This window comes from Vibrio splendidus (assembly GCF_024347615.1).
Taxonomy (GTDB): Bacteria; Pseudomonadota; Gammaproteobacteria; order Enterobacterales; family Vibrionaceae; genus Vibrio; species Vibrio splendidus.
Genome location: NZ_AP025509.1, coordinates 222008 through 236187, shown reverse-complemented (window position 1 = coordinate 236187; position 14180 = coordinate 222008). Strand labels below are relative to the sequence as shown.

Sequence of the window (14180 nt, the reverse complement as noted above, 5' to 3'; positions counted from 1 at the left end):
TTGAACCTCGGAGATAACCCTTGAGCCTTGGTTAGCTTTTCAGAAAGAACGCTGACTTGCGCGGTATAAAAAATCCTCTGACGAATATTCGTTCAGAGGATTTTTTTGACTTGTTGATTAGATCAAGTTTAAAGCAAGATCACATCATTAAGCGGAAACATAAGTTAGTAGCGCCTCTAACGAGTCTTTAACCAATTCAGATAAAGCGTGGGCATTATCTCGGTACTGCAATAATGGTTGTTCGCTAGCTTCAATACTCTGACACAAATTGTACAGTGCTAATAAACCTAAACTGCCCGCCGATCCTTTGAGCTTGTGCGCCAAAGACTTCACTTCTCGTCCGTTATCGGCTTCGCTTGCCTCGACTAATTCATCCAAGGTAAGGTTACTGCTCTCCTCGAACAGCACAACGATCTGTTTCATTTTATCCAATCCAAGAATCGATAGGTCACCCTCTATCACTTTGGAATCAATCAGTTTCACAGGAATCTCTCCTTCGTCTTCAGTTTGCAAAGCCTTGATGGCTAGATCAGAGACGACGCTCACCATCTGAGATGAGCACAACTCGTTGCCTTTATTACGTTGAGGTTTGTTGTTTTGACTGCATATAGAATCGTTAGGATCAGGTTGTGGCAGTAACAAAGCCTTGCCATCAAGCTGTGTCACAATGAGCTGAGAAAGTGCCTCTTTTTCTAGCGGCTTAGGCAAGAAGCCATCAAAGCCAGACGACAAGTAGCTTTCCACTTCCTCGTTAAACACGTGAGCCGATACTGCGATCATTGGTGGTACTTTGCGTGTTACGTTTTCTTCATTCTCATGCTGAAGCGCATCGTCTTTAAGCTGTTGAATTAGCTCGACGCCATCGCAATCTGGTAAGTTAATATCCACCAGCGCAATATCAAACTCTTGCTCACTGAATATGGCTCTCGCTTCTTGTCCGGTTGTCGCTATCACAACATCGTGGCCCAGGTTATTCAAAAAGCCTTCGGCAACAATACAGTTCACAGGGTTGTCTTCAATCAGAAGTACCTTCGCTCGGATACAAGCTTCAATGACTGTTGCTTTCGTTTCAATTTTCTCACCTACTTCAAGTGGCAATGAGAACCAAAACTGACTGCCCTCGCCTTCTTCCGAATGAACGCCAATATCCCCATTCATTGCCAACATGATGCTTTTACTGATCGCCAATCCAAGCCCTGTGCCACCGGTTTTGTTGCGGCCGCTATCGGTTTGGGTAAAGGCATCAAACAAACACGCCTGTTCACTTGCATCAATACCGACACCGGTATCTGACACTTCAAACATCACTCTATTTTCATCTTCGATATCTAAGCTGATAAAGATATCGACCGAGCCACTTTCCGTAAATTTAATCGCGTTACCGACCAAGTTATTCAATATTTGGCTGATTCGCGTTACGTCACCACGCCAATAGCGTTGAACGTCACTTTCAATGTGAAAATCAAAGTTAAGCTTCTTCTCAGCGGCGCGCCCTTCCATTAACTGATAGGTATCTTGAACCATCTGGTAAAGGTCAAAAGAAGCCGCGCGTATTTCTAGATGTCCAGCTTCTATCTTTGAATAGTCCAGTACGTCATTCAAAATCGCGAGTAGATTCTTACCACTGCGGTTAATGATGTCCGCATAGCCTGATTGCAGCGGGTCTAAGCCGGTATCTTTAAGCAATCGAGCCGTACCTAATACGCCATTCATAGGCGTTCGTATTTCATGGCTCATCGTCGCGAGGAAAGCAGACTTGGCACGGCTTGCTTGTTCTGCCGCATTGCGAGCTTTAGCGTGGTTACCCACCTCGACATTCAACTTCTCATTAGTCTTTTGCAGTTGATAAGTTCGGTCTGTTACTAACTCTTCTAAGTGCTCTTTGTGCTCTTCGAGCTCACGTTTTGCCTTAGCTTCGCCAACCGCGACCACTTGTAGTGCTTGCGCGGTGTTTCTGGCGGTGATGATTGCCTCGCCCATATGAGCCAACTCATCATTACCCTTAACCGAGATATCAATATTCAGGCGACCTTGTGCGATAGACATCAAGGCCGATGAGTATTCAGTAAGGCGTTTGACAACCGAGATATAAACCACTCGCCAAACGATAAATGCGACGATAACCAAACCAATAACCGAAATCACAGACAGCGACCATTGAGCCAGATTCAGCGTACTCGTCAGCTCATCAACCGCTTTTTTTGTGCTTCGGTTTGAATCATCAACCAGTTGGTTAACCGTTGTATTGAGCTGAGAGAACAGCTCCAACGTATTTTGCATCAGAAACTCTGACTTTTTGGTGTTCTCATATTGTTCTAGCGATATATCAAACACGACCTGGCGTTTTCTCAACTCTTCAAGCAACTGAGACATCTGCGCAGAACGAGTCGGATCTTCCACCGCTTTAACGCGGCGCGCCATGATTCTTAGGTTGGATTCGAATTCAGACTGGATTTGATGAATACGTTCAACGTTGGTGACGGTTTGCGTTTCTTCAATTTGATTGAGCATCTTGAACGCCAGCAAATGCAATTCGTGCAGACGCTCAGACAAATCAAGATCAACTTCAACAAGTGCGTCTAAGGCTTGGTAGGCTCTATCGGTTTCTTTGGTTTCTAGCAGGTCGTAGATGTGCGTTACGTTAGCAACCGCAATGGTGGCAGTATTCAGTACTTGAGTTCGCGTGAGCTGCTCTAACTCTTCGGCAAGTAGACGCATCTCTTCAACACGAGACGTCAATTCCTTGCTTAACCAAAGCTTACGTTCAACCGAGACACCCAGTTCAGCCAGTGTGTTAATAACGCTTTGAACATTGTTTTCGAGTTTATTGAGAAGTTGCGAATCAAAACTGTCGACACCAAGCTCTTTGATATGCTGAAGAAGTGCTTCAAGCTGGCCAAACAACACAGTGCCAGCCTCTTTTCGTTCGGCCTCGTTTCTCGCATTAGAAAGCGTTTGTACCGACGAAATAATACGGTTACTCAACTCAGAAACTTGACGAGCTTCGATCATGGCAGGAAGCGCTGAATCGACGACGTTTCTTTCCGTTTTTGCTACAAAGCTAAAACCAGAAACACCAATCAATGCAGACAATAGAACCAACAGTGCCATCACTAAGAATGAGGCCAGTAGCTTGCGTCCAATACTCGCTGAGGCTAACAACATAAACTTTAAACCTTAAAACGTTCTTCTTTACCCATGCAGAATACGCTATATTTTGCAGTGTTTCTTATCTAAAACCAATAAAACGGCAATTCATGCTATCTAGACCTTTAGCTTCAAAAATCATTCTCTCACTACTGGCCACAGTAACCTCTGTCGCGAGTGCTAGCGAGCCTTTGAGCCCAATAAAACCTGCCGAAGCCACATCACATAAAGAGAAAATTTGTGCCATTTATCCGCACCTTAAGGATTCTTACTGGTTGTCTGTTAACTACGGCATGGTCTCTGAAGCAGAAAAGCAGCAAGTTGAGCTAAGAGTATTAGAAGCCGGCGGATACCCAAACATTGGTAAGCAAGCGTCACAGTTGGTGCTCTGCACACAATGGGGAGCCGACGCCATTATTTTAGGCACAGTTTCACCCGATGCTTACCATGACAATCTTACGGATTGGGTTGGCTCTACCCCTGTGTTTGCTACGGTGAATGAGTTAACCGTCAATGAAGAACAACAAAAGGTATTGAAAGGCACGGTCGGTGTCGACTGGTATCAAATGGGATTTCAAGTCGGAGAGTTTTTGTCGAAACGACATCCGAAAGGATCAGGCGAAACACCTATCGCCTTGTTACTTGGCCCACAATCAAGTGGCGGTACTAAGCCTGTAGCTCTTGGGTTTTATGATGCAATCAAATCGAGCGATATCAAAATTGCGATAAGCTATTGGGCAGACAACGATAAAGAACTGCAAAGAAACTTGGTACAACAAGTCATCGAGCAGCCGGAGATTCAATATATTGTCGGAAGCGCAGTCGCGATTGAAGCTGCGATAAGTGAGCTGAGAGCAGCCGGTAAAACCAAAGAAATTGGATTAATTTCAAGTTACCTAAGTCACGGAACCTACCGCGGCTTACTTCGTAACAAGGTGCTTTTTGCACCAACAGATAAAATGGTTGAGCAAGGTCGCTTATCGGTAAAACAAGCCACCAGTTACTTACGCGGTCAACCTTATGAAGAACACAGTGCACCCATGATTGAAGCACTGACACCGGCAACACTCAAAGATCAAATTATCGCCGACTCATTGTCACCTTCTGAGTTTCGTCCGGTATTCAGTGTGAATCCTTAGTGCTATATTGGCTGAAGAACTCAAAACAATAAAAACGAAACAATCATTTAGGGAACATTCATGCAAAAAACGACGCGTACTATGCCAACGCATAAGAATATCGCTTTGGTCGCTCATGACCATTTCAAACCTGAGCTACTTAGATGGGTCACAGAGAACAAAGAAAAACTACAAAAGCACTTCCTTTATGCAACGGGCACAACGGGTTCTCTACTAAGTAAAGAAACTGGCCTAGCAATCAAGAGCATGATCAGCGGCCCAATGGGCGGTGACCAACAACTTGGTGCGCTTATCTCTGAAGGCAAGATCGATATGATGATTTTCTTCTGGGATCCACTGAATGCCGTACCACATGACCCAGATGTAAAAGCACTGCTTCGTATCGCAAGTGTTTGGAACATTCCAGTGGCAACCAACCGTGCTACCGCTAACTTCCTATTTAACTCTTCACTGCTTGAAGAAGAAGTGATCATTGAGATCCCAGACTACGAAGCGTACCTAGCTGAGCGAACTTAATGGTTCAGCGCTCTTAACTAAGCAGCTCGCTTCGCTAAGAACTAAGAAAAACGCTTCGTTAAGAACCAAGATAACGTCACAGACTAAAAAGCCTGCTTCATCGCAGGCTTTTTGTTCACCAGAATCTTAACTCGCTACTTGTCACTCCATACCGCCATTTCGTTGCCACTTGGCTCTCTGAAATGGAAACGTCTGCCGCCGGGAAAGCTAAAGATCTCACGATTTACCTCGCCACCAGCATCAAGCACGTCACGCTCGGTTTGCTCAAGATCTTCGCTATAGAAAACCATCAGCGCTGCGCCACTTTCAGCATTCGACGCCAGATCCGCTAAATAGAACCCACCCATTAAGCCTTTACCTTCGAAAGCAGAATACTCAGGGCCATAGTCTTCAAAGCTCCAACCAAACACTTGGCTGAAAAACGCCTTAGTTGCAGCGATGTCTTTCGCAGCAAATTCAATGTAGTTAATAGAGCCGTGTTCCATAGCTGATTCCTTCTGCTTTATACGTTTGCCTTGTGATATTAAGGCAGGGCTTGAAGATCTAATCTTAGACAATTACGCCAAGTGACATCACTTTTTACGAACGACAGGGTAATCAGAGCCATGCAGTTCTTGTACAAAACCAGAACCGTCGCCACTGTGCGTGATCCATACTTTCTCTTTCGCTCGCGTCATTGCCACGTAAAATAAACGACGCTCTTCCGCATAAGGGAACGCATCTGATGATTCAGTCAATGCGCCATCAATATGCAGCTGTTTCTTCTTCGTCGGGAACTGTCCTTCGTCAACACAAAGAATAATGACAAAGTCCGCCTCTTTACCTTTACTGCCGTGGCAAGTCATGAACTTGATGTCAATGGAGGTAAAGATCTTCTTCCAGTCTTCCAACAACTCTGGCTTGTGGTAATGGTTACGTCCAAGTAGCAATACTGACTTGCTGGCCTTACCTTTTACTTGCCTGTTAATCTGATCAAGGATCTTCTCCACTTCTTTGCTTGGCGCACTGTACACCGCCTTCTGCTTCTGTTGTTTGAAGCTGTTCAGTTCTTTCGGAAGCTGAATCGGGTTTTCCTGCACAAAACGATTGGCAACAGCACCTAACTGGTTGTTAAATCGGTAAGTCGTATCTAGGTGATGAATCGTCGAGCTCTCAAAACGATCCTTAAAGCCCGTCGTTAAATCAACATCTGCGCCCGCAAACTGGTAAATCGACTGCCAATCATCACCTACCGCAAAAATAGAAGCTTGGTGTTGCGCTTTCGACTGATTACACAGCGCCTCAACCAAGGCAAGGCGATCTGGCGAGATGTCTTGATACTCATCGATCATGATGAACTTCCAAGGCGAGATAAACTTGCCCTTTTCGACATACTGAGTTGCTCGGATAATCATGATTGAGAAGTCGATATGATTCTGTTCTTTCAGTTCTTTTTGCCATGCTGTCACGCATGGCCAACACAGTGAAAGCTCGCTGTTGAGACGCGTGTAGTCTCTGTGATCAATCAACTGTTGTTGCACTTCTTTCTTCGATAAACCCGATGCATTCAACTGCTCAAGCTGCTTTTCAAGCCAACCAATCAACTTGAGGTTTGAAACATGGCTACCAAGTTCGTCATCACCTGTTAAATAAGCGATTGGCCATTTAGACAGGTGCTTTTGCCAGCGTTTGAAGTTAGTCGGCGTCATCCAGTGCTTTTTCAACCAATCAATACACCATGCTTGGCGTTGATTGTCATCGAGCGCTAACGGAGAGATAACCACACGTTCAGGTTCAACCTGATTAAGGATCTTTAAACCCAACTGGTGGAAAGTACTCACTTGCACCTTCTCTGCTGATAAACCAATTTTGCTGTTAAGGCGCTGTTTCATCTCTTCCGCTGCTTCGCGACCAAATGCGAGCAATAACAGCTCTTCAGCTTGAGCTTGATGGCTTTGCAGTAAATACGCGACGCGAGCTGTAAGAACACTGGTTTTACCCGAACCAGCGCCCGCTAAAATAAGGTTGTGATCGTCATTCATCAACACCGCATATTGCTGAGATAAATTGAGTGGTGACGATTCACATTGAGCAAACAATACTTCCCAGTTTTGTCTTTCTGTTTCTAACCACTGCTGATTTCTTTCGGCTTGCTTAATTTCTGTCTCAGACAACCATGGCTGCATTCGAGCAATCCGGTTTGGCATACGCTGCGCCGCTTCTTCTAAAGTCATCGTCATGTTTTCTAAACTTGAGTTAACCATGTCGACCCAAGTCTTAACTTTAGAATGCGCTAGGAAAGCAGGAAGTTGCTCAAGACGTGTCAATTCAGCTTCCCATTGAGGAACGTGTTCAGCCAATTGTTCACATTGTGTGTCATGCCACTTCTGATAAGCAGCAACCGATGCGCGTGCAAATTGACGGCATTGTTCCCAAGGTAGGCCTTGTACTAACCAGCTGCGCTGTTTGCCATCTTGTTGATTAGCAAAGAACTGTAACGATCCCCAAAACAATCCGCGTTTTATCGCGATCTTGCCACTCCAAATAGTAAACGGGATTCGCTCTTCACTGCCTACTGAAGATAACAGCAGGCGTGGACCATCAAGTTCGACTTGATGATATTCATTTTGAATAAAAAACTGTGCAGTCTTGTTAGCGCTTAGCTGCATTGGAGTGTGCTCTCTAATTGGGAATATTGAATTTATATCATGATGCTGTGAGAATTAATAATGTCTCACATCTTATCGATGCTTTCATGACCATCTAGGGGCAATTATGGATAAGTATCAAATTCTTGTGCTTGATTTCTGTTAGGATTATGGTTTTAGTGTGTCAAGTGAGCGACTGTGGACTTCTCAGCCAAATTGCGCCTCTATTGGGCGAATAAAACCATAAATTACAGCGTATTAATTCTCATCACTCTACTCGGTGTTGTGGTTCCTGCTTGGTATTATGGACAAAACACACTCATCACACCTTTGATCTTAGGTGTTATTGCTGCGGCTCTTGCTGAAAGTGATGACAGCTTTACCGGGCGTTTGAAAGCACTCACGCTAACCTTTATCTGTTTTGCCGTTGCAGCCTTCTCTATTGAGATTCTGTTCGACACGCCTTGGCTGTTCGCGATAGGGCTTTTCGTTTCAACCTTCTCTTTTATTATACTCGGTGCAATTGGCCCTAAATACGCCAGTATCGCGTTTGGTTCTCTGCTTGTTGCTATCTATACCATGCTCGGTGCCCATGAGAGCACCAACCTTTGGTTTCAACCGCTTCTACTTTTAACCGGCGCCGCTTGGTACTACTTCATGTCGATGATTTGGCAGATTGTCTGGCCGATGCAGCCCGTACAACAGAACCTAGCAACGGTATTCGATCAAATCGGCAATTACATCGGCTCAAAAGCAGAACTCTTCTACCCTGTATCTGATCTTATTCCTCAGCCACATCGCATTATTGAAGCTAAGTTAAACGCCAGTACCGTTAATGCACTCAACATGTGTAAAGCAACTCTGCTTAACCGATCTAAGCGCGGGCACATTGATGGTCCGAGTGACCGATTCCTAAACACCTATTTCATCGCACAAGACATTCATGAGCGCGTGAGCTCTACCCACTACCGCTATCAAGAGCTGGCAAAGCACTTTGAACGCTCTGATGTGTTATTTCGATTCAAGTATCTACTCGAAGCCCAAGCCACAGCCTGTAAAGAAGTGGCGAGCTCATTGAAAGTCGGAGCTGAATACCAACATGGCGATAAATCTGTATTAGCACTTGATGAGTTAATGTCTTCGCTTAACCATCTTAACCAACAGAACAAGCCCGAGTGGAAATCACTGCTCAACCAATTGGATTACTTATTCAATAACCTAGCTACCGTCGAGAAGCAGCTCTCGAATATCAGTAACCCGGATGCGGAAAAGTTGGAAGAAGATGTATTGGACGATACCAACCCTCATACTTTGACGGCAATGTGGCACAAGATCAAAGCCAACCTGAATACCGACTCGATGCTGTTTCGTCATGCGATTCGTATGGCAATCACATTGACGCTCGGCTACGGGATCATTCAAGGTTTTGACATAGAGCGTGGCTATTGGATTTTGCTGACGACACTGTTTGTATGCCAGCCAAACTACAGTGCAACACGACAAAAGCTGACGGCTCGTGTCATTGGCACCGTCGCAGGCTTGTTGATTGGCGTACCACTACTGACCTTCTTCCCGTCTCAAGAGAGCCAGTTAGTTTTCATTGTGATCAGTGGCGTGATGTTCTTTGCATTCAGAATCAATAACTACGGATTTGCGACCGGCTTTATAACGCTGCTTGTACTCTTCTGCTTTAACCAATTAGGGGAAGGCTACGCGGTGGTATTGCCAAGACTAGCGGATACCTTTATTGGTTGTGCCCTCGCCGTACTTGCTGTCATTTACGTGTTGCCTGATTGGCAATCAAAGCGATTGCACAAAGTAATGGCAGATGCGCTCGATTCCAATAAGAATTATCTCGCTCAGATCATTGGCCAGTATCGTGTAGGTAAAAAAGACACCCTTAATTACCGCATTGCGCGCCGCAGTGCACACAATAACGATGCCAACCTGACTGCGGCCATCAGTAGTATGCTGGTTGAACCGGGCAAGTACCGCACCTCTGAAGATGAGAGTTTTCGATTCCTAACACTTAATCATGCTCTGCTCAGTTATATCTCTGCTTTAGGTGCTCACAGAACACGTATCGATGATGAAGCAACACACAAACTGGTGTTAGATGCACACAGAGTAATACACGAACATCTCGACGCTCTAAATGATCAACTCTACTCCCACCAAGAACAGTGTGAAGTAAAAAACGCTTACGACCCTGAACTGGATAAACGTCTGAGTGAGTGGCGAGAAGAAGACGAGAGTTCTGTCAGAATGGTTCTACAACAGCTGCATTTGATCTATCGAATGCTTCCAGAATTGCATACCTTAGCGACCAAGTTTGCGGTTAAGGTAAAGATAGATAAGCCGTTTGAAACAGAAGCTTCTTGAACAACAAACAAAATACTGTAAAAACAAAAAGATACCGCCAATCGCTCACCTTTTGATCATGAAATGTGATTTATATATTGCTCTATCTATACCCCCAATTGGGTAGAGCAATTACTTGCCTACCCTTGCACCACAAGGGATGCGGGGATTTTTACATTGTAGGAATTCTCTGACTTTGATTGACCCAACCATAACTTTGCCTAACATTTCTCGGACAAAAAACGACCACAGAAATTTATAGTTGTCTTAGTTTTAGGAAACTTCAAACTTCATTTAATATTCACTTAATCTTGTTTGATTTCCTGAATCAGTAGGCTATGCTCTATAGAGCATATGGATTTGAACAAAGGTCACATTATGAATACACAGCAATTTGAAGTATTTAAGCAGCAAATACAGCTTCTTAGCCCACAGCAATTGAAAGCACTTCAAGGTGAAATCGACGGCAACCTTGAAACGGACCAGCCTTCTCTGCTGACTGATGAAGAGTTAAACGCACTGAATGACCTGTTTAATTAATAGACAGACGTCACTATTTTAGCTTAAGTTCACCGTTTCACCGTAAATTTCACCTGTTCACCATTGCGCTCAAAATATCGTCCGCCTAGACTCATTCAATACGTCAATAAAAGGTTCTGCTATGTCGATATCTGGTATTCAATCTGGTTACGCCATTATTCAGCAGTCAACCAACATGGCTGAAGAAGCCGCAATCGAGCTCAACCAAGCCTCCAAACACTCTCTAGAATCCGATGACGCTTTCCAAACCAGCGATTTCAGCTTTAACCAAATAGAACCTGAACAATCCATTTCGTTTAAAGAAAAAGAACCGGAACCATCTTCATCCTCAACGGATGCACTCATCAAACTGACTCAAAGCGCAAGTTACAACCGCGTTGGTGCGAGTGTGATTGATCGTCAAAACGAAGCCATCGGCAGCCTTCTCGATATCCATATCTAGTTCAATCTCATAGTGAGCATTTTTTGACGAAGTTGTCTTGCTTAGGCGAACAAATTGCTGCTAAACCCATACAAACTGTAACTCATTATATCAGGCGCTTGTTTCTGGTTTATTACTCGGTAGAATCAGCGCAAACCAATTTTGCTGCACAAACTTTACTTCATACTATTTATGCCAAAACTAAATCTGCATCGCCGTGACTATGTTTCTATTTTAGGAGGCGACATCTCCGCAGACGCATTAGAAAAAAAGCTTCAGCCTCATTTTGAAAAGCCAGTAAATAAGCTGACTCCTAGCCCCTATCTGACAGAAAAAAATCTAGCACGTCGCTGGACAGCTCTCGACAATTCAGATTCTCAACAAGAGCTCCTCGACCCTCATACACAACGTCAGATCCAAGCTTATGAGAAAAACATTGAGCACTTTATTGGTACCGTTAAAGTCCCTGTGGGAATATCTGGCCCTTTAAGAGTCAATGGCCTATTTGCTACGGGCGATTACCTCGTGCCACTCGCAACCACAGAAGCAGCGCTTGTTGCGTCTTACAATCGTGGTTCTAAGCTGATTACGGCCTGTGGTGGCGCAAGTGCAATGTTGCTCAATGAAGGTGTCACACGTACTCCTGGTTTCGCATTCCAAGGATTAGTTGAAGCCGGACAGTTTGTTGCTTGGGCTGTGACCCAGTATGACCAATTTAAAACCTTGGCTGAATCAACAACATCACACGGCAAGCTGACCGACATCAATATCAACATCGAAGGTAACCATGTTTACTTGGTGTTTGAATTTCTAACTGGTGATGCTTCTGGTCAAAACATGGTGACCATCGCCACCAATGCAGTTTTTGAGTACATCATAGAAAATACGCCGGTTAAGCCCGATCATGCTTTCCTAGATGGCAACTTGTCAGGCGATAAAAAAGCCAATACTCAAACCTTGCGCAGCGTTCGTGGTAAAAAGGTCACAGCCGAGGTTAATATCTCTGCCGAGCTTGTCGCTAAGTACCTCCACACTACACCAGAGAAAATGGTGCAGTTCGGACAAATGACCACCGTCGGTGGTGCTTTGAGCGGTACGATTGGTATTAATGCTCATTATGCAAATGCACTTGCTGCGCTCTACATTGCTTGCGGACAAGACGCTGCCTGTGTTGCTGAATCAGCGATTGGTATGACTCGCATGGAACTCAATAAAGAAGGTGGTTTATACGCGAGCGTAACACTACCTAACTTAATGCTAGGGACTGTTGGCGGTGGTACCGGCTTACCAAGTCAAAAAGCATGTTTGGACTTGCTTGGGCTTCATGGCAACGGTAAATCACAAGCACTCGCTGAAGTTTGTGCTGCACTGTGTTTGGCGGGTGAACTGTCGATTGTCGGTGCGTTTTGTGCTGGCCACTTTTCACGAGCGCACCATAAACTAGCTCGTTAATAACCTTTGTCAGATTGGCTTGTTGTTTTGTGTGTTGCGCCAAATATCAAGCCATTCTCAATGTATGAGTCATAAATGGATTACTTACACTTATCTAGAGTGAGCCTTAAGCACCTCACTGCGCTTCATATTATGCTGAACACCCACAGCGTTACTCAAACCTCAGAACAACTTTGTGTAAGCCCTTCGAGTGTGAGCAAAACCTTGTCTCAATTGCGTGACATTCTTAATGACGAACTGTTCTATCGAGATGGCACCAAGCTGATCCCGACGCCATTTGCCTTGCAGGTAGCTCCGACTGTTCACGCGATTCTTTCAAGCATGAACGGACTGCTTCATCAGAAGAGTTTTACCCCTCAAGAATACCAAGGCAGCTTTTCACTTTCGATGCGCGAAAGTACCTTTGAAGTATTCGCATCAAAGCTCAGCAAAATTACCACTGAACTCGCACCAAAAGCCAAACTCAACATCTATTCGAAGCAACAGCTGGGGTTTGATGCTTTGCTCAGCGGTAAGATCAACTTGATCTTATTGCCCCATGATATTTCCCAGCCACCGACCGATAATAAGGAGCTGGTTTGGGAAACAATTCTTCCAGACGAAATGGTTTGTTTGATGGGCGCAGACCACCCTCTTGCACAGCAAGAACTGACAATTGAAGGCTACTTAGATTACAAGCACATTGGGATTTTAGATAACGAACTGTCTCAGCCTTACTTTGAGCAAAACTTAGTTCAATGTCATAAGCCAAGAGATATGGCAATATCGGTCGCGGACTTCGGTGCAGCGGCTGTACTGTGTCACCACACGCCTTTCCTATTCACCTGCTCTAAACAGTGGGCTGAACATGCTAAGCAAGCTCAGGGTTTAGTGAGCAAACCCTTGCCTTTTGATTACGGTAAGGTGGCGTATAGCTTAGTGTGGAACAAGCCCAACATGAATGATCAAGCGATCAAATGGTTGTGTGACCTGTTTTTAGAGGCTTAATATTTTTAGAAGCTTAATATCTTTAGAAACTTGACGTTCTTAGAAGCCTGATTAACCGCCTAAGAAACTTAAAAACTAAGTATAAACTTCAGGGGTTTGCATCGGTCTTTGAACTATGGTGTAGAGCTTATCGTGAAAGATCTGCATCTGTTGTTCGGTGCATTTAGGCCATTTTAGCACTTCGCCAATCACACCATGATGTTGAAACGCATTCAGCCGAATACGAACATCACTTGGTAGCGCCTTCAAGTATCGCCCCACTTGTTCAACTTCATCTTCAAGATCGCTTTTATTCGGAATATGCAGCAACCTAACTTCATGCAGTTTTCCTTTGCCTGCAAGATAATTGATGGTTTCAAACACCCGACGATTTCCTCTGCCCACTAACCATTGATGTGTTTCCGATTGCCATGATTTTAGGTCAATCATCGCGCCATCAAGATAAGGCAACACCTTGTCCCAACCTTGCAGTGGCAGCGAACCATTACTATCAATAAAGCACGTAAGGTGCGCTAGCTGCGGATCACTTTTAATCGCTTGAAATAGCTCAATGATAAACGGCAACTGCATGGTCGCCTCGCCACCTGAGATAGTGATTCCGCTTAAGAAAAATTGGTTATGCCTGACGAGTTCAAGCACCTCAGAGACTGCCATTGTGGTGATTTTCGGGCTCGACTTATGATCGCAGACATCAATGCATTGATCGCAGTTGGTGCAGGCTGCTGGGTCCCAATTCACTTTGCCATTAATCATGCTTAAAGCATTGCTTGGACAGCCACTAACGCAGTCTCCACAATGGTTACAGTGATTGATTGTATGAGGGTTATGGCAAGTAATGCAGTCAAAATTGCAGCCCTGAAGAAACAGCACCAAGCGGTTTCCCGGGCCGTCAACACAAGAAAAGGTCAGCACACGGCTGACCTTCGCTTGTTTTTCTGTCTTATTATTTTTAACCCTAGCCATTTGAGTTGTTAGATCAGAAATTTTCAT

Annotated in this window: 12 protein-coding genes; 7 read left to right on the top strand and 5 right to left on the bottom strand. The window is 44.6% G+C overall.

Annotated elements, in window-relative coordinates; translation table 11 throughout:
• Positions 1-147 precede the first annotated feature (147 nt).
• Together torS and OCU90_RS18455 are read right to left on the bottom strand one after the other, a co-directional pair.
• Positions 148-3165 (bottom strand): TMAO reductase system sensor histidine kinase/response regulator TorS, encoded by a 3018-nt coding sequence (torS, locus tag OCU90_RS18460; RefSeq protein ID WP_061023396.1) that lies wholly within the window; start codon positions 3163-3165, stop codon positions 148-150.
• 64 nt (positions 3166-3229) lie between these two features.
• Positions 3230-3394, bottom strand: a complete 165-nt coding sequence (locus OCU90_RS18455) for a hypothetical protein (protein WP_231903598.1) — start codon at positions 3392-3394, stop codon at positions 3230-3232.
• On the opposite strand from OCU90_RS18455, the gene torT reads away from it, so the two are divergent.
• Both torT and OCU90_RS18445 read left to right on the top strand, forming a co-directional pair.
• A complete protein-coding gene (gene torT / locus OCU90_RS18450) occupies positions 3339-4286 on the top strand; it encodes a TMAO reductase system periplasmic protein TorT (RefSeq protein WP_240513410.1) in 948 nt (315 codons plus the stop codon). The genes OCU90_RS18455 and torT overlap by 56 nt on opposite strands.
• Before the next feature lie 60 nt (positions 4287-4346).
• Positions 4347-4802 (top strand): methylglyoxal synthase, encoded by a 456-nt coding sequence (locus OCU90_RS18445; RefSeq protein ID WP_004730260.1) that lies wholly within the window; start codon positions 4347-4349, stop codon positions 4800-4802.
• A gap of 134 nt (positions 4803-4936) precedes the next feature.
• Here OCU90_RS18445 and OCU90_RS18440 read toward each other — a convergent pair whose 3' ends face one another.
• Entirely contained in the window at positions 4937-5287 is a 351-nt protein-coding gene (locus OCU90_RS18440; RefSeq protein WP_061023392.1) for a VOC family protein, read from the bottom strand.
• A gap of 87 nt (positions 5288-5374) precedes the next feature.
• Complete coding sequence (helD, locus tag OCU90_RS18435) at positions 5375-7450, bottom strand: DNA helicase IV (protein WP_061023390.1); 2076 nt, start codon at positions 7448-7450, stop codon at positions 5375-5377.
• Positions 7451-7627: 177 nt separating this feature from the next.
• Between helD and yccS the strand changes: the two genes are divergently transcribed.
• The 5 genes from yccS to OCU90_RS18410 all read left to right on the top strand — a co-directional run bounded on the left by yccS (position 7628) and on the right by OCU90_RS18410 (position 13190).
• Positions 7628-9811, top strand: coding sequence for a YccS family putative transporter (gene yccS / locus OCU90_RS18430; RefSeq protein WP_004730255.1), 2184 nt, complete (start codon positions 7628-7630; stop codon positions 9809-9811).
• 333 nt (positions 9812-10144) lie between these two features.
• On the top strand, positions 10145-10330 hold the full coding sequence (locus OCU90_RS18425) for a hypothetical protein (RefSeq protein ID WP_004730253.1): 186 nt from the start codon (positions 10145-10147) through the stop codon (positions 10328-10330).
• A 121-nt stretch (positions 10331-10451) separates the two neighbouring features.
• Positions 10452-10772: a hypothetical protein gene (locus tag OCU90_RS18420; RefSeq protein WP_004730251.1), complete on the top strand. Its 321-nt coding sequence runs from the start codon at positions 10452-10454 to the stop codon at positions 10770-10772.
• A gap of 171 nt (positions 10773-10943) precedes the next feature.
• Positions 10944-12203, top strand: a complete 1260-nt coding sequence (locus OCU90_RS18415) for a hydroxymethylglutaryl-CoA reductase (RefSeq protein ID WP_054542826.1) — start codon at positions 10944-10946, stop codon at positions 12201-12203.
• 75 nt (positions 12204-12278) lie between these two features.
• A complete protein-coding gene (locus OCU90_RS18410) occupies positions 12279-13190 on the top strand; it encodes a LysR family transcriptional regulator (protein ID WP_029406309.1) in 912 nt (303 codons plus the stop codon).
• A 75-nt stretch (positions 13191-13265) separates the two neighbouring features.
• Here OCU90_RS18410 and OCU90_RS18405 read toward each other — a convergent pair whose 3' ends face one another.
• Positions 13266-14180, bottom strand: coding sequence for a YjjW family glycine radical enzyme activase (locus tag OCU90_RS18405; RefSeq protein ID WP_061023388.1), 915 nt, complete (start codon positions 14178-14180; stop codon positions 13266-13268).